Raw genomic sequence first — 18,980 nt, 5'->3', positions numbered from 1 at the left:
GCTGGCAAATCGACGATGCTCAGCGCTCCGGCTCGCCGACGCCGCCCACCGCGACCTCGGCCCCGCCATCCTCGATCACCTCCTGCGTTTCCGCCGTCAGGGCCCGCGACTTGCCCTTCGGCCTGACGAGCGGCTCGGGCGTGACGCGCGGCACCTGGCTGAGGCCGGCCGCGATGCCCTCGTTGTACTGGATCTCCATGCGTTGCGAATCGCGGTCGCGGACATGGTCGATGACGAGTTCCGCTTCGTCGCGCGTCAGGCCGACGGCTTCCAGCGTCACGCGGCCGAAGCCGAGAGCGGACTCGAAGGTCTCGCGCAGCTGATAGTCGACATTGGCCTTCATCAGGTCGATGGCGTGAACTCTGTCATAGGCCCGCACATGCAGCCGTGCATGCGGGAACTCGGCCCGTGCCATCTCGACGATGCGCAACGCGGCCTCCTTGTTGTCGATGCAGATGCAGATGATCCGCGCCCGCGCCGCGCCGGAGGCGCGCAGCACGTCGAGCCGCGTTCCATCGCCGTAATAGATCTTGAAACCGAACTTCGCGGCCGAGCGGATGCGCTCGACATCGGAATCGATGATGGTCACGTCGATATGCTGCAGCAGCAGCGCCTGCGTTACCACCTGGCCGAAGCGACCGAAGCCGATCACCAGCACCTCGCTGCCGTCAGCGCCGTCGAAATCCTCGTCGATCGTCTCCGGCTTGATCCGGCTGAGCAGGACGGAGTCGATCGCCTTTGCGACGATCGGGCCCAGCAGCATGCTGATCGCCGCCAGAGCCGTGACGATGGCCGCCTGGCGCGCGTCGAGCAGCCCGTTGGCGAGTGCGAGCGGCAGCAGCACGAAGGCGAACTCGCCGGCCGGCGAAAGCAGCGCTCCGGCGCGCACCGCTTCCATCCAGGACGAGCAGGACACGCGCAGGATGGTCGCCACCACTGCGATCTTGAACAGCACGAGAAGCGGCGCGGCCAGCGCGAGCAGCAGCCAGTTCTCCGCCACGATCCTGAGATCCAGCGACATGCCGACGGCCATGAAGAACAGGCCGAGCAGCACGCCGCGGAAGGGCTCGATATCGGCCTCCAGCTCGTGCCGGAAATGCGAATCCGCCAGCATCACGCCGGCGATGAAGGCGCCCATCGCCATGGACAGCCCGACATGCTCCATCAGCAGCGCCGCGCCGAGCACGATCAGCAGGGCCGCGGCGGTCATCACCTCCTTGGCGCCGCTATGCGCCAGGATGCGGAAGAACGGGTTGAGCAGATAGCGCCCGGCGAAGACCACCACGACGATCGCCGCCAGCGCGACGCCCATCGCGGCAAACGCCTTGCCCGGCCCGCCCGATTGCGGGCCCGTCGTCGCCAGCAGCGGGATGAGCGCCAGCACGGGCGCGATCGAGATGTCCTGGAACAGCAGGATCGAGAAGGTGCGGCGGCCGTACAGCTCGCTGCCGTCGCCGCGCTCTTCCAGCAACTGCAGGGCGATGGACGTCGCCGACAGCGCCAGCGAGATGCCGACCGCGATCGCACCGGCCAGCGGCAGGCCGAGCCACCAGCCGGCGAGCCCGATCCCCGCCGCGCTGACCGCCATCTGCGTGATGCCGGAGCCGAGGATGTCGCGCCGCATCGAGTAGAGGCGCGAGGGCTGCAGCTCGAGCCCGACCAGGAACAGCAGCAGCACGACGCCGATCTCGGCCGTGCCGCGAATCGCGTCCGGATCCTGGATGACGCCGAGCAGCGAGGGGCCGATGACGATGCCGGCCGCCAGATAGCCCAGCACCGCCGACTGCCCGAGCTTGCGGAAGATCGGCACCGCGATGACGGCACCGGCACAGAAGGTCAGGATCGGTGGCAGATAGCTGGCATGGGAGGCGACTTGGGCGGCTGCTTCGGCCATGGCTGCTCACGCTGGAAGGAGTGGCGGCTCGATGCGCCGACGACCCTATCTAGGGGCTCCGCCCGCAGAGCGCGAGAGGCAAGCGTCTCTCGCCCTGATCGCGATGCCGCCGCCGGTTCACGCCGCCGGCGCGTGCTTGCGGAACGGCTCCAGCTGCGCCTCCAGCGCGCGCCCGAAGGCTGGCCGGCCGAGGCAGCGGGCCCGATAGGCCGCGAGCTTGGGGAAGCCGGCGAGGATGTCGTCCGGCACGCTGCGCAGCACGCTGGCCATGATCAGGTCGCCGGCCGAGAAAACGCCTTCGAGATACGCCTTGTCGCCGAGGCAGGCCTCGAGCTGCGTCAGGCGCTTCTCGACCATCTCGACGATCTGCGGGCGCCGCGCCAGCGTCCAGGGCTCACCCTTGTGGAAGATGTCCGTCAGAGCGAGCTGCGCGACCTGCGGCTCGATTGAATTCAGCGCCGCCAGGATCCAGCTCGCGACCCGCGCGCGGCCAGCCTCGTTCTCGGGCGCCAGAGCGGGCGATTGACGCGAGAGATAGAGCACGATCGCGCCGGATTCGAACAGCTCCACCTCGCCGTCCCGATACGCTGGCACCTGCCCGAAGGGCTGCCAGGCCCGGTATTCGGGAGAAGCCTGGTCCTCGCGGCCGATGAGCGAGGCCTCATAGGGCAGGCCGGCTTCTTCCAGGGCCCAGCGCACCCTGAGGTCGCGCACATGGCCCTGTGCGAAGGGTGGAACCCAGCGAAAGGCTGAAACCTGAATGGTCATGGCGTTGTCTCCTCCGTTGTTCTTGTTTCGGTCGACCAATGGGCCAGTGTCTCCATGCCCTTTCGGATCTCCTGCGCGTCCGGGGCAGCGAGGCGCGCTTCCAGATCCTCGTGCAGGGCAAGCCAGACCGGCAGCGCCGCCAGCAGCCGCGCATGGCCGGCGGCCGTCAGTGCCACCCGGCGCGAGCGCCGGTCCTCCGGATCGGGCGAGACATCCGCCAATCCCTCGCGCGCCAGCGGCTTGAGCGCGGCCGTGAGCGTCGTGCGATCAGCCCCCAGCGTCTTCGCGACCGCCCCGATGGAGGGCGGCTTTGGCCGGTTGAGCGCCATCAGCAGGGAAAACTGCTCGTTGGTCAGCCCATGCGGGCGCAGCGCGTCGTCGAAACGGCGTGCCAGCACGCGGGCCGCGCGCTGCGCATGCAGGCACAGGCAGCGATCGCGAACCATCAGCGTGGTCGCGAAGGGCACAACTGGTATCCGTGGCTCCATCATTGTGTTGATATCAACTTATGCGGTGGCCCGCCACAGGTTTCCTTGACATCACGGCCATCCCGCCGAAAGAAGGCGCTCCATCCCCGACCGGAGTGCGAAGGCGCGTGACCAAGCCGCCGCTCGATATCCTGCTCTGTGCCCCGCGTGGTTTCTGCGCCGGGGTCGTGCGCGCCATCGACGCGGTGGAGAAGGCGCTCTCGCTCCACGGCGCCCCGGTCTATGTCCGCCATGAGATCGTCCACAACAAATACGTCGTCGAATCGCTGAGGCGGAAGGGCGCTGTCTTCGTGGCCGAGCTCGACGAGGTGCCGGACGAGACACGCCCCGTGATCTTCTCGGCCCATGGCGTGGCCAAGGCCGTTCCGGCCGCAGCAAAGGCCCGCAGTCTCTTCGCCATCGACGCGACCTGCCCGCTGGTCACCAAGGTGCATCGCGAGGCGGAGGTCCACCACAAGCGCGGCCGCCACATCCTCCTGGTCGGCCATGCCGGCCACCCGGAGGTGATCGGCACGATGGGGCAGCTGCCCGAGGGCGCGATCACGCTGATCGAGACATTGGCCGATGTCGCGGCGCTGAACCCGCCCACCGGCGCGCCGCTCGCCTATGTCACCCAGACCACCCTCTCGGTCGACGACACCCGCGAGATCGTGGAGGCGCTGCAGGCCCGCTTTCCGGAGCTGATCGCACCCCACAAGGAAGACATCTGCTACGCCACCACCAACCGGCAGGAGGCGGTGAAGCGCGTCGCCCCGCTGGTCGAGGGGTTGATCGTCGTCGGCTCGCCCAATTCCTCGAACTCGCAGCGCCTGCGCGAGGTGGCCGAGCGCGCCGGCTGCCCGGTCGCGCGCCTCGTGCTGCGGACCGACGAGATCGACTGGTCGGCCTTCGGCAACATCCGCAGCCTCGGCATCACGGCTGGGGCCAGCGCGCCCGAAGTGCTGGTGGAGGAGATCATCGACGCCTTCGCCGAACGCTACGATGTCCGCGTCGAGACGGTCTCCACGGCCAGCGAGGACGTGTTCTTCCCGCTGCCGCGCGAACTGCGCGGCGATGCCTCGTCGGCCGCCGCCGAATAAGCCCCGATACGAAAGCGTTCGACCTTGGCCGTCTATACCGAAGTACCCGATGACGAGCTGGCCGCCTTTGTGGCGCGTTATGGCATCGGCGATCTCACCTCCGCCAAGGGCATCGCCGAGGGCGTCGAGAACTCGAACTACCTGCTCCACACCACCCGGGGCGCCTATATCCTCACCCTCTACGAGAAGCGGGTGAACCCTGCCGACCTGCCGTTCTTCCTGAGGCTGATGCAGCATCTGGCCGGGCGGGGGCTGACCTGCCCGCAGCCGGTCGAGGACAGCCGCGGCCAGATGCTGGGTCATCTCGCCGGGCGGCCGGCCGCGATTGTCACCTTCCTCGACGGGCTCTCGGTGCGGCGCCCGACCGCTCAGCATTGCCAGGAGCTCGGCCGGGGACTGGCGCAACTGCATGAGGCCGGCGCCGATTTTACGATGGAGCGCGTCAATGCTCTCTCGGTGCCGGGCTGGCGCCCGCTCGCCGAGCAGGCGGGCCCGGATGCCGACAAGGTGTCGCCGGGCCTGGCAAAGCGCGTCGCGGTCGAGATCGCAGTGCATGAGGCGAGTTGGCCGCAGGGCCTGCCGCGAGGCGTCATCCACGCCGATCTCTTCCCGAACAACGTCTTCTTCGTCGGCGACAGGCTCTCGGGCTTGATCGACTTCTACTTCGCCTGCACCGACGCCTTCGCCTATGACGTCGCGATCTGCCTGAATTCCTGGTGCTTCGAGGCTGACGGATCATTCAACCTGACGAAGGGCCAGGCGCTATTGGCGGGCTATGAAAGCGTCCGTGGACTGGAGGCGGCAGAGGTCGAGGCGCTGCCCCAGCTTTGCCGTGGCTCGGCCCTGCGCTTCCTGCTGACGCGGCTGGTGGACTGGCTCAACGTGCCGCCGGGCGCGCTGGTGAAGCCGCACGACCCGCTCGAATACGACCGCAAGCTCGCCTTCCACCAGCGCGTGGTCGATGCCCGCGAATACGGGCTGAAGCGGTGAGCGCGACCGTAGACGTCTGGACAGACGGCGCCTGCTCGGGAAACCCCGGCCCCGGCGGCTGGGGGGCGATCCTGTCCTATGGCGGGGTCGAGAAGGAGCTCTCCGGCGGCGAGGCGCAGACCACCAACAACCGCATGGAGCTGATGGCGGCGATCGCCGCGCTGGAGGCGTTGAAGCGCCCCTGCACCGTCGCTTTGCACACCGACAGCCAGTATCTGCGCCAGGGCATCACGGGCTGGATCCATGGCTGGAAGAAGAATGGCTGGCGGACGGCCGACAAGAAGCCGGTGAAGAACGCTGAGCTCTGGCAGCGTCTCGACGCGGCGCTCGGCACCCATAAGATCGAGTGGAAATGGGTCAAGGGCCATGCCGGGGACGAGATGAATGAGCGCGCCGACGCTCTCGCCCGCGCCGGAATGGCGCCGTTCAAGCCGAGCCGCTGAAGCGGGCCCGGACCCCTGTTAACCAGGCGCTAACCAAGATCCGCGGCATTTGGCTCAAATGCCCGGCTTGCTGGAACGGGGCTGGCCTCAAGCGGATTGTCCTCTCATCACGGAGGGCAGCTCGATGATGGTCCGGATCTCCCTGGATGCCTTGCTCTGGCTGGCGGTCGCGATCAACCTGGTGGTGACGGCCACGCTTTATGCTCACCCGCTCGCGACCTTCGGCTGAACGCCGCCGGGAAACCAGAACCGTATCGCAGACAGAGAAGCCGCGATCTGCACTGCCTGATGTCGTGGCGGCACAGATCGAAAGCGGGTCGAATGAGCCGTGCCGGCTCATTCGACAGGGCGCTCATCAGGCCGGCAGCACGACGACCTTGGTCTTCACCGGCGTCTGGTCGTAGAGGTCGATCATGTCCTGCGTCAGCAGGCCGACGCAGCCGCTGGTGATGCCGGAGCCGATCGATTCCTCATCGAGCGAGGCGTAGATCGTGTAGAGCGTGTAGCGGCCGTTCTGGTAGAGATGCAGCGTGCGCGCGCCGAGCGGGTTTTCGAGGCCGCCGGGCATGCCGCGGGCGTATTTCGCGGCCTCCGGCTGGCGCTTGATCATTTCCGGCGGCGGGGTCCACGTCGCCCATTCCGACTTGCGCCCGACATAGGCATCGCCGTTCCAGCGGAAGCCGTCGCGGCCGACATTGGCGCCGTAGCGGGTCGCGTTGCCGTCGCCCTCGATGCGATAGACGTAATAGTTGGCCGGATCGACGATGATCGTGCCCGGCGCTTCCTTGCTCTCGTAGCGAACCGTGCGGCGCCAGTATTTCGGATCGACCTTGTTGATGTCGGCTGCCGGGATCGCGAACTTCTTGTCCGGCACGGGGCCATAGACCTTCTGGGCCTCGGCGAGTGACATCCCGTCCGTCGCGGCGCAGCCGGCGAGGCCGAGCGCGCCCACGCTGACGGCGGAGCCGACCAGGAAGGCGCGGCGGCTCACGAGTTCAGGGCGGCGTCCGAGCGAGATATGGCCCGGGCCGGCATTCCGACCATCCATGATCATGATTGGCAGTGTCCCATATTCCGATGCTCGACGAGAGCGCGCTCCGGCAGCGTACAGCCGGACGTTTTTGCGGAGCGCACACTGCCGCCAAGCGCTCCGCTTGGCAAGGGTCGGCCCGCTGCTTGCGATAGCGGGCGAAGCTCAGCGCCAGCCGAGCCCCGGCGCGACATGCTTCAGGATCGCCTCGATGACATGGGCGTTGTACTCGACCCCGAGCTGGTTCGGCACGGTGAGCAGCAGGGTGTCGGCCTCGGCGACGGCCTCGTCCTTCTTCAGTTCGTCGATCAGCCTGTCGGGCTCTGCCGCGTAGCTGCGGCCGAAGATCGCGCGCGTGCTCTCGTCGATGAAGCCGATGCTGTCCTGCTCCTGCCCGCCGCGGCCGAAATAGGCGCGGTCGCGATCATCGACGATCGCGAAGATGCTGCGGCTGACCGAAACGCGCGGCGCGCGGGCGTGTCCCGCCTCCTTCCAGGCTTCGCGATAGGCGCGGATCTGCTTCGCCTGCTGGATGTGGAAGGGCTCGCCGGTCTCGTCGTCCTTCAGCGTCGAGCTCTGTAGGTTCATGCCGAGCTTCGCAGCCCAGACCGCAGTGGCGTTCGAGCCGGCACCCCACCAGATGCGCTCGCGCAGGCCTTCCGAATGCGGCTCCAGCCTGAGCAGTCCCGGCGGGTTCGGGAACATCGGCCGCGGATTGGGTCTCGCGAAGCCCTCGCCGCGCAGCACGTCGAGGAAGACCTCCGCATGGCGCCGTCCCATATCGGCGTCGCTCTGGCCTTCCGCCGGCTCGTAGCCGAAATGGCGAAAGCCCTCGATCACCTGCTCGGGCGAGCCGCGGCTCAGGCCCAGTTGCAGCCGCCCGCCAGCGATGAGGTCGGCCGAGCCGGCATCCTCCGCCATGTAGAGGGGGTTCTCGTAGCGCATGTCGATCACGGCTGTGCCGATCTCGATGCGGCTCGTCCTGGCGCCGATGGCGGCCAGCAGCGGGAAGGGCGAGGCGAGTTGCCGGGCAAAATGATGGACGCGGACATAGGCGCCGTCCGCACCGAGTTCTTCCGCCGCGACGGCGAGATCGATCGACTGCAGCAGCGCGTCACCGGCCGAGCGCGTGCCCGATTGAGGAGACGGGTTCCAATGGCCGAAGGAGAGAAAGCCGATCTTTTTCATGGTGCAAAGGTCTCGGGCTGGCGCATGCGGGCGCGTCGGAAGGGGAGGCCCCGCAGATCATCCGGGACGCCTGATGCCAATATAGGCACGCTCCCTCTCGCCGGCATTGCACCGGCGCAAGCTCAAATGTGCATCGAGGCGGTTTCACCACATGATTTGGCAGACGGCGCGCGGGCGGCTCGGATCACCGGAAACATCCCGAGCTCCGCGCGGCGACGTCCTGAAGGATGATCCCGGTGTTTCCGCAGCTTCCTGAGCCATCCTTCGAAACAGCCCTGCGGACCTCATCAGGACGACGGCTGCGGCTGAGGAGGCGGACGCCTCAGACCAGCGGCTGACGGTAGACGATGAAGCCCGACTTGTCGGCCACCTTGTCGTAGAGCGCCTGGCCCTGCAGGTTCGTTTCATGCGTCTGCCAATAGACGCGGAAGCAGTTCTTCTGGCGCGCCATGGCGTTGACCGCCTCGATCAGTTTGCGCCCGACCCCGGTTCCGCGCGCCTCCGGCACGGTGAAGAGGTCCTGCAGGTAGCAGATGTTCTTCTCGCTCCAGGTCGTGCGGTGGATCACCCAGTTGGTCATGCCGAGTGCCTGGCCGTCCCGCTCGGCGAGGAAGCCTCCCATCGGCTCGGCGCCCCCGGTGAGCCGCCCGAAGGTGACGTCGTCGATCTCGGCCGGCAGCGTCGCCTTGTAGAATGTCAGATAGCCATGCCAGAGCGGCAGCCAGGCTTCGCGGTCGGCGGCGGTCAGCGGGCGAATCGTGATCTCGGACATGATGGCTCCTCCAGCGGGAAGAGATTAGCGGCATCGCCGCGCCGCTGTCTCATGACAAGCGCAGATCGGATCGATCATCGTGCGGGTCGGGTGCCGCCGACGACGGCGCTGGCCCCTGGGCCGCACGATGGGCATCTGTTTCGATGGCGTAACACTGCCGTCGACCGCTCTCGCCTCGATCTATGGAAGCCGTCATGTGGCGGGGCGGGGGCCGATCGTCTCACCATGGCTGGCGCGCTCCGGCGCATTGTGGACCATGGTGTAGGCGTAATCGATGCCCATGCCATAGGCCCCGGAATGCTCCTTGGCGATGGCGACGACCGCGTCGTAAGTCTCTTTCCGGGCCCAGTCGCGCTGCCATTCGAGCAGCACCTGCTGCCAGGTCACCGGCACCACGCCCGCTTGCACCATGCGGTCCATCGCATATTTGTGCGCGTCCATCGATGTGCCGCCGGAGGCGTCGGCGACCATGTAGATCTCATAGCCGCCCTCCAGCATGGCGCAGAGCGCGAAGGTGGTGTTGCAGACCTCGGTCCAGAGCCCGGAGACGACGACCTTCTTGCGGCCGTTGGCGGCCAGCGCGTCGCGGACGTTCTGGTCGTCCCAGGAGTTCATCGAGGTCCGCTCGAGGATCTTGCTCTCAGGAAAGACGGCGAGAAGCTCGGGATAGGTGTGCCCCGAGAAGCTCGTGGTCTCGACGGTGGTGATGGTGGTCGGGATGCCGAAGACCTTCGCCGCCTTGGCCAGGCCGACGACATTGTTCTTCAGCACCTGACGGTCGATCGACTGCACGCCGAAGGCCATCTGCGGCTGCTGGTCGATGAAGATGATCTGGCTGTTCTGGGGCGTGAGGACTTCGAGATAGCCGGACATGGTCGTCTCCTGAGGCTGGGATGGAAGGTTGATGCAGGGGCAACTGCGGCCGTCACGCGGGGGACGGGCGCAGATCGAGGAAGTGGCGCACCACGGGCGGATCGTCGCCGAGATGGAAGCGCCTGACCTGCTGCTGCAGCTCGGCATCGGCTTTCGAGACTCGCTTGTGCTGGCGCAGATGCTCGGCCCAGGACGAGACGACGAACCACTCGACCAGCTTCTCCGGGTCGGCGGTGTCTTCGGTGATGCCCCAATCATGGGCGCCGTCGCGACGGCGGGCGACGGCAAGGCGATGGACGGCCCTGACGAAGGCATCGCGATCTGTCGCCTGCACCTGATATTCGATCAGGATCAGGACAGGGCCGCGGTCAGGCGCGACGCTGCTCGCGACCAGCGGCTCGGGCCAGTGGTTGGAGGGCGCCAGATCGGCCTCGCCGGCCGGGAGCTTGACGCGGTGCATGACGACCGCGGCGACCAGCAGGCTGCCCGCCGCGATCACGAGCGTGCCCCGCAGCCCTGCGGCTTCGGCGACCGCGCCCCAGCCCAGGCTCCCGGCCGTCATCGCGCCGTTGAACACGGTCAGGTAGACCGCCAGCGCCCGTCCGCGCACCCAGTTCGGCAGGATTGACTGTGCCACGCCGTTCAGGGTCGTGAGCGCGACGATCCAGGCCGCGCCGAGCAGCAGCAGGATCGCGACCGCGATGCCTTGCGGGGGCGCAAGGGCGAGCGTGACCATCACCGCCGCGGTGACGATCCCTGCGAGCAGCAGCAGGCCATCTGCGTCCAGCCGCGCCCGCAACCGCGGCAGCAGCAAGGCGCCGAGGATGGCGCCCGCCCCGACGGCGCCGAGCAGGATGCCATAGAAGCCCGCGCCGCCGCCCAGCAGATTGCGCGCGATCAGCGGCAGCAGCGCCCAGACGGCGCTGGCGCAGGCGAAGAAGATCGCGGCGCGCAGCAGCACGACATGCAATTCGCGGCTCGCCCGCGCATAGCGAAGCCCGGCGATGAAGGCGCCGGTAAAGCGCTCGGACAGGGCATCGTCGGCCCGCGGCGCACGGCGCCACCAGATCAGGGCGGTGATCACGACGACATAGCTCAGCACGTCGGCGCCATAGGTGAAGCCGGCGCCGAGCGTGGCCAGGATCAGGCCGCCCAGCGCCGGGCCGATCGCGCGCGAGATGTTGATGCCCAGCGAATTGAGCGCCACCGCGCTCTTCAGATCGGACTTCTCGACGAGTTCGGGCACGATCGCCTGCCAGGTCGGCGCCATCAAGGCGGCGCCGATCCCGCCGAGGAAGGTCAGGCCGACCAGCGAACTCACGCTGAGCAGGCCGGCGGTCGAGAGAAGCATCAGCGAGAGGCTGACGAGCCCGAGCAGGATCTGGATCGCGATCAGGAATTTGCGCCGGTCGAGAATGTCGGAGAGCACGCCGGCTGGGATCGCGAGCAGGAAGATCGGCAGCGTCGCGGCCGCCTGGACGAGCGCCACGGCCGCCGGCGCTCCCGACAGGTCGGTGACGAGCCAGGCGCTGGCGACGTCCCGCATGAAGGAGCCGATATTGCCGATGATCGTCGCCGCCCAGAGCACGGCAAAGACGCGCCCGCGCAGCGGCGCGAGGGCCGATGCCTGGGCCGGCTTGCTCTCGGGCGTGCTCATCGTGCCCCCTCAGACGGCCCAGCAGGCGCAGCCGAGCGCGCCCCAGAAACTCTTTAGGTCGGAGATCGGCAGCGTGCTCGCCCAGGCGCCGACATGGTCGTGGCCATGGACGCCGCAGGAACGCGCGCAGCCGCAGGCGGTCATCGCGGTCCGACGCAGGGAGTTCTTGCCCGCGCCGTCCGGCTCGCCCCAGGCGCCATAACCCCTGAAGGTTCGCACCGGCGACCAGTCCGGCATCGCCGGCGGCAGCTTGGTCTCGTCGAGCGACGCGAAATGGCCGGCGCCGTAGACGACCCGGCCGCCGACGACCGTCAGCTCGGCGGAAATGTAGGAGATCTCATCCTCCGGACAGGAGAAAAAGTCGCGGTCCGGCACGATCAGATCGGCGAGCTGGCCGACCACGATACGGCCCTTCTTGCCCTCCTCATTGGAAAACCAGGTGACGTTCTCGGTCCACATGCGCAGCGCCGTCTCGCGGTCGAGGCAGTTGCGCTCCGGCGTGAGGCGCAAGCCTCCGAGCGTGCGGCCGGTGATCAGCCAGGCCAGCGAAACCCAAGGGTTGTAGGAGGCGACGCGGGTCGCGTCCGTACCGGCGGAGGTTTTGACGCCCTTCTCCAGCAGGCGCGCGACCGGCGGCGTCGCTTCCGCGGCGCCCAGCCCGTAGCGCTCGACGAAATATTCGCCCTGGAAGGCCATGCGATGCTGCACGGCGACGCCGCCACCCAGCGCCGCGACACGGTCGATCGAGCGCTCCGAGATGGTCTCGGCATGGTCGAAGAACCAGTTCAGCCCCGCGAGCGGGATGTCCCGGTTCACCTTCTCGAAGACGCCGAGCGCGCGCGAGATCGTCTCGTCATAGGTGGCGTGCATCCGCCAGGGCCAGCGGTTCTCCGCGAGGATGCGCACCACGCCCTCGAGGTCGTCCTCCATCTGCGGCGACATGTCCGGCCGCGGCTGACGAAAATCCTCGAAATCGGCAGCCGAGAACACCAGCATCTCGCCGGCACCGTTGTGACGGAAATAGTCGTCGCCCTGCTTGTATGTCGAGGTCTTCGTCCAGTTGAGGAAGTCGTCCTTCTCCTGCCCGGCCTTCTGCGTGAACAGGTTGTAGGCGAGGCGGATGGTGAGCTGGTTCTCGTCGGCGAGCGTCTGGATGACGGCGTAGTCGTCCGGATAATTCTGGAAGCCGCCGCCGGCATCGATCGCGCCGGTGACGCCGAGACGGTTGAGCTCCCTCATGAAATGGCGTGTGGAATTGACCTGATAGTCGAAAGGCAGCTTCGGCCCCTTGGCCAGCGTCGCATAGAGGATGCCGGCATTGGGCTTGGCGAGGAGCAGACCGGTCGGGTTGCCCGCCGCATCGCGGGTGATCTCGCCGCCCGGCGGGTTCGGCGTCTCCTTCGTATAGCCGACGGCGCGCAGCGCCGCGCCGTTGAGCAGCGCGCGGTCGTAGAGATGCAGCAGGAAGACGGGCGTCTCGGGCGCGACCGCATTGATCTCCTCGATCGTCGGCAGGCGCTTCTCGGCGAACTGGTGCTCGGTGAAGCCGCCGACGACACGCACCCATTGCGGCGGCGGCGTCACCGCGACCTGGCGCTTGAGCATGCTCATCGCGTCGGCGAGCGAGCGCACGCCGTCCCAGCGCAACTCCATGTTGAAGTTCAGGCCGCCGCGGATGATGTGGAGATGGTTGTCGATCAGCCCGGGCAGAACGCACTTGCCCTTGAGATCGACAATTTTCGTCTGCAGCCCGGCATTGGCCATGACCTCGGCCTCATCGCCGACGGCGAGGAAACGGCCTTCACGGATCGCGACGGCGCTGGCGGCAGGATTGCCGCGGTCGAGTGTGGTGATGAGGCCGCTGTGGAAAATGAGATCGGCGGACATCGGCTTGTCTCCCGGTGCTGAGGTCTGGCTCGGGGCCAAGGGTGGGGCCGGGTACGGCAACCCCGCTCAGGACGATCGGGTCGGCATCAGCCACGCTCGCGCTTATCGGGGCGCAGATCGTCGCCGGGCGCCTTGCCGCCCGGCAGATGGCCGAAGAGATGCGGCTTCACCTGGTGGTGCCAGGATTGGGCGGCAGGGGTCTTGGTCCAGAAGCTCCGCAACAGCGGCGGCAACTGCTCGCCGATCAAGATGCCGAGCAGCCCGATGAGCGCGATCGCGGGTGGTGCCGGCGACCGCACATTGATGAGGCTGTAGATTACGCCGACCAGCAAACCGGCGCCGAGCGACGTCAGATAGAGTTTCACGGTCCGCTCCGCTGCTTGGACACGGTCCGCGGCGGGAGTCCTGCCCGCCGCGGACCGTTGCGTCAGCCCTTGATGAAGGCGAGCAGATCGGCGTTGAGCACCTCGGCGTTCACCGTCAGCATGCCGTGGCTGAAGCCGGGATAGGTCTTCAGTGTGCCGTTCCGCAGCAGCTTGATCGCGGCATGGGCCGAGGCGTCGATCGGCACGATCTGGTCGTCCTCGCCATGCAGCACGAGCGTAGGGACGGAGATCGCCTTCAGGTCTTCAGTCTGGTCGGTCTCGGAAAAGGCCTTGATGCCTTCGTAATGGGCGACGGCGCTGCCCATCATCCCCTGCCGCCACCAGTTCTGAACGACGCCCGGATAAGCCGCCGCGCCCTCGCGGTTGAAGCCGTAGAAGGGGCCGGCGGGGACATCGAGGAAGAACTGCGCGCGGTTCCCGGCGGTCGCCTTGCGGAAGCCGTCGAACACTTCGAGCGGCAGGCCGCCGGGGTTGGCGGCGGTCTTGAGCATCAAAGGCGGCACGGCACTGACGAGCACGGCCTTGGCGACCCTCCCGGCCGGCTCCCCGTATTTGGCGACATAGCGGGCGACTTCGCCGCCGCCGGTGGAATGGCCGATATGGACGGCGTCGCGCAGGTCGAGCGCCTCGACCACGGCAGACGCATCGGCCGCGTAGTGATCCATGTCGTGCCCCTGCCAGACATGGGCGGAGCGACCATGACCCCGGCGGTCATGTGCGACGACGCGAAAGCCCTGCTGGAGAAAGAACAGGATTTGCGCATCCCAGTCGTCCGACGATAGCGGCCAACCATGATGAAAGACGACGGGCCGGGCTTCTTTCGGGCCGAAATCCTTGTAAAAGATGTCGACGCCGTCACCTGTTTTGACGAATGGCATACCGAATTCCTCTCGATCTTCAGGATGTTGATGGTATTCACCAATGATGCGATTGAACTCATCGTCCAGAGGGCCGATGCGCGCTTCATTTATGTCATCAGGCCGAGTTATCGTCTGATTCAATAGTCTCCATTCATGCGCCGTGTCGCGAAAGCCTAGCGGTATCGCTTTAACGAGTCTGAGATGCGGAAGCCATTAGTTACCGCCGGGATACCGGTCGTCGAGGACATCTCTGCCGAAACTGCCGACGCGGCGCCTGCAGCCGAATGCGCTGCGGACGGCTTCCTCAAATTCATTTCGCAGGAATGGATGAGCCACATCGTCCTCGCTCTGGCGCGCCACGGCTCGCTGCGGTTCGGGGGGCTGCGTCGGCACCTGCCACCGGGGGTTTCGGCGCGCGTTCTCTCTGCCCGGCTGAAAGCACTGCAGGCCGCCGGCTATGTCGATCGCCACGACCTGAGCGGACGCGTCCTGCATGTCGAGTACTCCCTCACGGCTGCTGGGCATGCGGTCGATGCGGCTTTGGCCCGCAGCGAGCAGCTTCTGGCGGGCGGCAGGGTCTCACTTGGCCCCAGTGGTCGGGCGCCGTCTTGAACAATCGTCCCGGCTTATTGCCGGATAGTCCGGCCAAGTGCGATCGGCTTCAGGCGCTGCGCCGCCACGCTCCCGGGGACGTTCCGGTTCGGGCCGAAAACACCCGTGTAAAATGGCTCTGATCAGCAAAACCGCAATGCGCGCCGATCTCAGCCAGTGAGAGAGAGCTCCCGGCCAGTAGTGCCTTGGCCTTGTCAATGCGCAGACCCGTCAGCCACTGCATGGGGCTGGTTCCCGTCGTCGCGCGGAACCCTCTCATGAAGCTGCTGCGTGACATGCCGCAGGCGGCCGCGACTTCCCCGACGAGGACATCGCCGTCGAGATGGGCCGCGAGCAGTTCCTTGGCGCGCGCCTCCTGCGCATGGGACAGGAACGCCCTAGGCCGAAACGCAGGCTGCCCGCCGTGGAACGAGCGCGTCAGATGCGTCTGCATGGCCAGGACGATCTGATCAATGAACAAAGTCGCGGTGGCGCGCGGCTCAGCAAGCGCCGGCAGCAAAGCCGCGGCGAGATGAGGGAGGACGGGATCGGCTTCCGCCTGCAGCTGAGGCAGGGTGGGCAGGCGCCGGGCTTCCCGCGCCTCGTCTCCCGTCTCGTCGTGAGGAATTTCCACCAGCAGAAAGTCGAACGACGTCAGAAGGTTCGCGAGATAAGGTTCAGCGAAGTCGCGCAGATAGATCTTCCCAGGGCAAAAGTCATAAGAACGCTCCCGCCCGCCGACGACGATGGATCGCCGGTGAATACCGGAAAGAGCGATTCCCAGCAGCGTGCCGCGGTGGCATCCTGCGGTTTCCACACGGCCCATGGCCCGCCTGCTGGTCTTCCGCATGACCACCGCCCGGCCGGCCTGGAGACGCTCATTTCGCGTCAGCACGCTCACCGGACAGCCCAAGCTATCGATGGCAGAGATGTGTGGTGCTGACGCCTGTATAGCCACCATACCTGCTTATGGCAGGGCAGTGCAGGGCCGGTCAATGCGCCGAGCCAGTGCAACCGACAACCCACCTCCACTTTCGTAGCCGGCCAGATCAACGTCGAAGAACGTCTTGGCCGCGGCGCCAATCGCCTCCGCAGCGTCGCCGAATACGTTGCTCATACCAGCCAGGCCACCCGCTATGGATGACGCGTCCGGCCTCGATCTCGCATCCGCCTGCCCCGCCGGCATTGTCGCCGCTGGGCCTGCTAGGAACTAGTATTCCTAATGATCCTACTCAATTCCGCCCTAACCATAGCGCCGCTCGAAACCCCGCCATCCATTTTGCTGCTCAGAATGCGCGTCCCCAGGTCGAGCAAAAAATCACGGGGACAGCTCGGCGGAGGGCGTAGCAGGGGGCGTTATCGACAGCCGGACCCGCCCACGCATCGAGCAAAGCATCTGAAATAGTCCGCCTCTCGAATCGATTTCCCTGGAGCGTCGCGCCGTCGAGCGCGTGCCACATAATGGAACCGCGCTCGGACATGCCCATGGGCATGATGTGCCCTCGCTTTGGATCAGTTTTGTCGTAGATATACAGGTCGCTTGCATCGCCATTTGCTGGAATTCTCTGCATCGATAGCGGCTTTTTCAATTTCCGATCTAGGGCGATCTCGTGTTTCTCGATCGGTATTCTGAGCAAGTGCAATGTATGCGCTATCGACGCTAGCGGCCCATTGTTTGGAACAAAGCCTAGCTCAATCTGAAGCCGCGCAATCTCATAAACCGACCCGATCCAGGTGTCAGACAGCAGCGCCTTGTAGTGGAACGCGAAGAATTCAACGTTGTCTGCGCTGGTTCGGGAATCGGCGGTTCCTCTTCGATCGCTCTCTGGACCATATCCAACTCGCCGCAACGCTGCACCGATGACATGAGACTGCCGGCGCGGAGAGCTCCGCCCGCCCGAACCGACGCTCTAATCCAGCGCTCGTTGATTTCTCAATGTGTTACAGCGGCGATCCTGAAGCCCAGCGATATAGCAGCATTCACTCGCATGACGGCTCTGCTCCTTGGGTTCGTCATCTTCAGCTCGCCCATGGCGCACGGCCCCGCACATAGCCATAGGAGACGGGTCTGTCGGCATCAAAGGCCACGAATGGGATGAGTCGCGCTCATCAACAGGGCAACTTGGCCACACAAAATCAGCCACACGCCTGCAACACGATCGTCTGCGATTGCTGGATTAAGTGTTTGATTTTTAAGGTAAAAATAGGTGGCGGAGACGGAGGGATTCGAACCCTCGATACCCTTGTGGGGTATGCTCATTTAGCAAACGAGTGCCTTCAGCCTCTCGGCCACGTCTCCGGCGCAAGGCTCTATGCCTGAAAGCGGTCGGTGTTGACAAGCCTCGCCGCAAACTTTGCTCCGTTGTCTGACTATGGGGCGTGACCAGGTGCGATCAGGAGGGTGATTCTGCGGGCTGGCGGGAGCGCAGGGGCGGCCGGCCCTGCGCTGAAGCACGTGAACACCTGTCTTGAGCGGCGGTTCGAGGGCGATGATGGGCGCGCAGCGTCAGGCAGGCCTCGCCAGGCTTTGCTCGCCGGGCGGGGCCGCGCCTCGCGGCCCCGATCGCTCGGAGATTCGCCTTCCAGCCATCGGGCTGTGCAGAGCGGCGATGCGGCCCGCATCGCCATTTTGCGTCCGGCTGGGCAGCGATCATCCCCGGCAGCGCGTTGCCGGCCCGAAAATGGGTTTCCACTCCTTGCACCCATGCTCTAGACTGGCCCCGTCCGTTGGGGTGCCGAAAGGCTGAGAGGTGCGCGTGCGCGCCAACCCATCGAACCTGATCCGGGTCATGCCGGCGAAGGGAACGGTCTTCCGCTTGCAGGGTGCTGCATCGCGTCTCCGGCCGCCATCTTCCCGGCTTCGTGCGAGGATGCGCATGTCGAATCCATCTCGGGATGCCAGGGCGGTCATCGTCGGGGCCGGCGTGGTGGGGCTGGCTTGCGCGGTCGAACTGCTCGACCGCGGCGTGAGCGTCGCCCTGCACGAGCGCGCATCGTCCATTGGTGGGCGCGCCTGTTCCTGGTTTGCGGGCGGCATGCTCGCCCCCTGGTGTGAAGGCGAGAGCGCCGAGGAGCCGGTGGTTCGCCTCGGCCAGGAGGCGGCCGCATGGTGGGAGCGGCAGACCGGCGAGGTCACGCGGCAGGGCACGCTGGTCGTGGCACCAAGCCGGGACCAGCCGGAGCTGCGCCGTTTCGGCCAGCGCACCGATCATTTCGAAGAGGTCGACGGCGAGGCCGTCGCGCGGCTGGAGCCGGATCTTGCCGGCCGCTTCTCGCGCGGGCTGTTCTTCGCCAGGGAAGCGCATCTCGATCCGCGGCGGGCGCTCGCTGCGCTGGCGGCCAAGGTGCTGGCGCAGGGCGGGGCGATCCATCTCGGCAGCGCGGTCGAGCCTGCCGAGCTCGACGCCGAAACGATCCTCGATTGCCGCGGGCTTGCGGCATGCGAGGTCCTGCCCCGGCTGCGCGGCGTCAGGGGCGAGATGCTGATCCTCAAAAGCGACGAGATCCGGCTCGCGCGCCCGGTCAGGCTGTTGCACCCGCGCATTCCGCTCTATGTCGTGCCCCGTGCCGACGGGCATTTCATGGTCGGCGCGACCATGATCGAGGGCGGCGCCCGCAACCGCATCTCGGCCCGTTCGATGCTGGAGCTGCTGGGCGCGGCCTATGCCCTGCATCCCGCTTTCGCCGAAGCCGAGATCGTCGAGACGGGCACCGATGCGCGCCCGGCCTTTCCGGACAATCTGCCGCGGCTCGTCCGCAAGGGCAGGGTGCTTCACGTCAACGGACTTTACCGGCACGGCTTCCTGCTGAGCCCCGCCATGGCGCGCATGGCCGCCGATGCCGTGCTCGACCCTCTCGCGAAACCGGAGATGCTGCATGACCTTGCTGCTTAACGGCGCGCCGCAGGAGATCGCGGCCACGACGCTGGCGGAGGCCTTGGCCGAACTCGGCTATGCCGGCCGCATCGTGGCGACGGCCGTGAACGGGCACTTCGTCCCGGCCCGCAACCGCGCCGCGACGGCGCTCAACGAGGGCGATCGCATCGAGGTCGTCGCCCCGATGCAGGGAGGGTGA

Annotated in this window: 19 protein-coding genes, 1 tRNA gene and 1 riboswitch; of the genes, 7 read left to right on the top strand and 13 right to left on the bottom strand. The window is 66.6% G+C overall.

What is annotated here, in order from left to right:
- Positions 1 to 19 precede the first annotated feature (19 nt).
- The 3 genes from BW981_RS01900 to BW981_RS01890 all read right to left on the bottom strand — a co-directional run bounded on the left by BW981_RS01900 (position 20) and on the right by BW981_RS01890 (position 3,150).
- The gene (locus BW981_RS01900) at positions 20 to 1,894 is read right to left on the bottom strand and encodes a monovalent cation:proton antiporter-2 (CPA2) family protein (protein ID WP_076435745.1); all 1,875 of its coding nucleotides are present in this window, start codon (positions 1,892 to 1,894) and stop codon (positions 20 to 22) included.
- Between the two features lie 117 nt (positions 1,895 to 2,011).
- Positions 2,012 to 2,662 (bottom strand): glutathione S-transferase family protein, encoded by a 651-nt coding sequence (locus BW981_RS01895; protein WP_076435743.1) that lies wholly within the window; start codon positions 2,660 to 2,662, stop codon positions 2,012 to 2,014.
- Positions 2,659 to 3,150, bottom strand: a complete 492-nt coding sequence (locus BW981_RS01890) for a MarR family winged helix-turn-helix transcriptional regulator (protein WP_210188644.1) — start codon at positions 3,148 to 3,150, stop codon at positions 2,659 to 2,661. The genes BW981_RS01895 and BW981_RS01890 overlap by 4 nt, the downstream gene beginning before the upstream one ends.
- Before the next feature lie 20 nt (positions 3,151 to 3,170).
- Between BW981_RS01890 and ispH the strand changes: the two genes are divergently transcribed.
- The 3 genes from ispH to rnhA are packed head-to-tail and all read left to right on the top strand — an operon-like array spanning position 3,171 to position 5,662.
- Positions 3,171 to 4,229, top strand: coding sequence for a 4-hydroxy-3-methylbut-2-enyl diphosphate reductase (gene ispH / locus BW981_RS01885; RefSeq protein WP_076435740.1), 1,059 nt, complete (start codon positions 3,171 to 3,173; stop codon positions 4,227 to 4,229).
- A gap of 24 nt (positions 4,230 to 4,253) precedes the next feature.
- Complete coding sequence (locus BW981_RS01880; protein ID WP_076435738.1) at positions 4,254 to 5,219, top strand: homoserine kinase; 966 nt, start codon at positions 4,254 to 4,256, stop codon at positions 5,217 to 5,219.
- Entirely contained in the window at positions 5,216 to 5,662 is a 447-nt protein-coding gene (gene rnhA / locus BW981_RS01875; RefSeq protein WP_175624021.1) for a ribonuclease HI, read from the top strand. The genes BW981_RS01880 and rnhA overlap by 4 nt, the downstream gene beginning before the upstream one ends.
- Before the next feature lie 355 nt (positions 5,663 to 6,017).
- On the opposite strand, the gene BW981_RS01870 is transcribed toward rnhA, so the two are convergent.
- The 8 genes from BW981_RS01870 to BW981_RS01835 form a co-directional block, all read right to left on the bottom strand.
- A complete protein-coding gene (locus BW981_RS01870) occupies positions 6,018 to 6,710 on the bottom strand; it encodes a L,D-transpeptidase (protein WP_244560218.1) in 693 nt (230 codons plus the stop codon).
- Positions 6,711 to 6,857: 147 nt separating this feature from the next.
- Positions 6,858 to 7,880 (bottom strand): LLM class flavin-dependent oxidoreductase, encoded by a 1,023-nt coding sequence (locus BW981_RS01865; RefSeq protein WP_076435734.1) that lies wholly within the window; start codon positions 7,878 to 7,880, stop codon positions 6,858 to 6,860.
- A 322-nt stretch (positions 7,881 to 8,202) separates the two neighbouring features.
- Positions 8,203 to 8,652, bottom strand: coding sequence for a GNAT family N-acetyltransferase (locus tag BW981_RS01860; protein WP_076435732.1), 450 nt, complete (start codon positions 8,650 to 8,652; stop codon positions 8,203 to 8,205).
- A 192-nt stretch (positions 8,653 to 8,844) separates the two neighbouring features.
- Positions 8,845 to 9,525, bottom strand: coding sequence for a hydrolase (locus BW981_RS01855; RefSeq protein WP_076435730.1), 681 nt, complete (start codon positions 9,523 to 9,525; stop codon positions 8,845 to 8,847).
- 52 nt (positions 9,526 to 9,577) lie between these two features.
- Positions 9,578 to 11,182: an MFS transporter gene (locus BW981_RS01850; protein ID WP_076435728.1), complete on the bottom strand. Its 1,605-nt coding sequence runs from the start codon at positions 11,180 to 11,182 to the stop codon at positions 9,578 to 9,580.
- Between the two features lie 9 nt (positions 11,183 to 11,191).
- A complete protein-coding gene (locus BW981_RS01845) occupies positions 11,192 to 13,069 on the bottom strand; it encodes an amidohydrolase (protein WP_076435726.1) in 1,878 nt (625 codons plus the stop codon).
- Positions 13,070 to 13,155: 86 nt separating this feature from the next.
- Positions 13,156 to 13,434, bottom strand: coding sequence for a DUF1427 family protein (locus BW981_RS01840; RefSeq protein WP_076435724.1), 279 nt, complete (start codon positions 13,432 to 13,434; stop codon positions 13,156 to 13,158).
- A gap of 62 nt (positions 13,435 to 13,496) precedes the next feature.
- Positions 13,497 to 14,333 carry an alpha/beta fold hydrolase gene (locus BW981_RS01835; protein WP_076435722.1) on the bottom strand — a complete coding sequence of 279 codons (837 nt, stop codon included), beginning with the start codon at positions 14,331 to 14,333 and terminating at the stop codon, positions 13,497 to 13,499.
- Here BW981_RS01835 and BW981_RS22915 point away from each other — a divergent pair.
- Together BW981_RS22915 and BW981_RS01830 are read left to right on the top strand one after the other, a co-directional pair.
- A complete protein-coding gene (locus BW981_RS22915) occupies positions 14,247 to 14,459 on the top strand; it encodes a hypothetical protein (RefSeq protein WP_175624007.1) in 213 nt (70 codons plus the stop codon). The genes BW981_RS01835 and BW981_RS22915 overlap by 87 nt on opposite strands.
- A gap of 84 nt (positions 14,460 to 14,543) precedes the next feature.
- Positions 14,544 to 14,927 carry a winged helix-turn-helix transcriptional regulator gene (locus tag BW981_RS01830; RefSeq protein WP_348521397.1) on the top strand — a complete coding sequence of 128 codons (384 nt, stop codon included), beginning with the start codon at positions 14,544 to 14,546 and terminating at the stop codon, positions 14,925 to 14,927.
- Positions 14,928 to 14,976: 49 nt separating this feature from the next.
- Here BW981_RS01830 and BW981_RS01825 read toward each other — a convergent pair whose 3' ends face one another.
- Together BW981_RS01825 and BW981_RS01820 are read right to left on the bottom strand one after the other, a co-directional pair.
- On the bottom strand, positions 14,977 to 15,807 hold the full coding sequence (locus BW981_RS01825; RefSeq protein WP_175624020.1) for a helix-turn-helix domain-containing protein: 831 nt from the start codon (positions 15,805 to 15,807) through the stop codon (positions 14,977 to 14,979).
- Between the two features lie 1,307 nt (positions 15,808 to 17,114).
- A tRNA-Ser gene (locus tag BW981_RS01820) sits at positions 17,115 to 17,205 on the bottom strand.
- 419 nt (positions 17,206 to 17,624) lie between these two features.
- Positions 17,625 to 17,727: riboswitch (TPP riboswitch) on the top strand.
- Between the two features lie 55 nt (positions 17,728 to 17,782).
- Here BW981_RS01820 and thiO point away from each other — a divergent pair.
- The gene (gene thiO, locus BW981_RS01815; RefSeq protein ID WP_076435718.1) at positions 17,783 to 18,799 is read left to right on the top strand and encodes a glycine oxidase ThiO; all 1,017 of its coding nucleotides are present in this window, start codon (positions 17,783 to 17,785) and stop codon (positions 18,797 to 18,799) included.
- Positions 18,783 to 18,980, top strand: coding sequence for a sulfur carrier protein ThiS (thiS, locus tag BW981_RS01810; RefSeq protein ID WP_076435716.1), 198 nt, complete (start codon positions 18,783 to 18,785; stop codon positions 18,978 to 18,980). Before thiO ends, thiS begins: the two co-directional genes overlap by 17 nt.

It is taken from the genome of Allobosea sp. TND4EK4, assembly GCF_900156025.1.
GTDB lineage: Bacteria > Pseudomonadota > Alphaproteobacteria > Rhizobiales > Beijerinckiaceae > Allobosea.
Note: the sequence above shows the minus strand (reverse complement) of the source record. Positions and strands in the feature narration are given on the sequence as shown.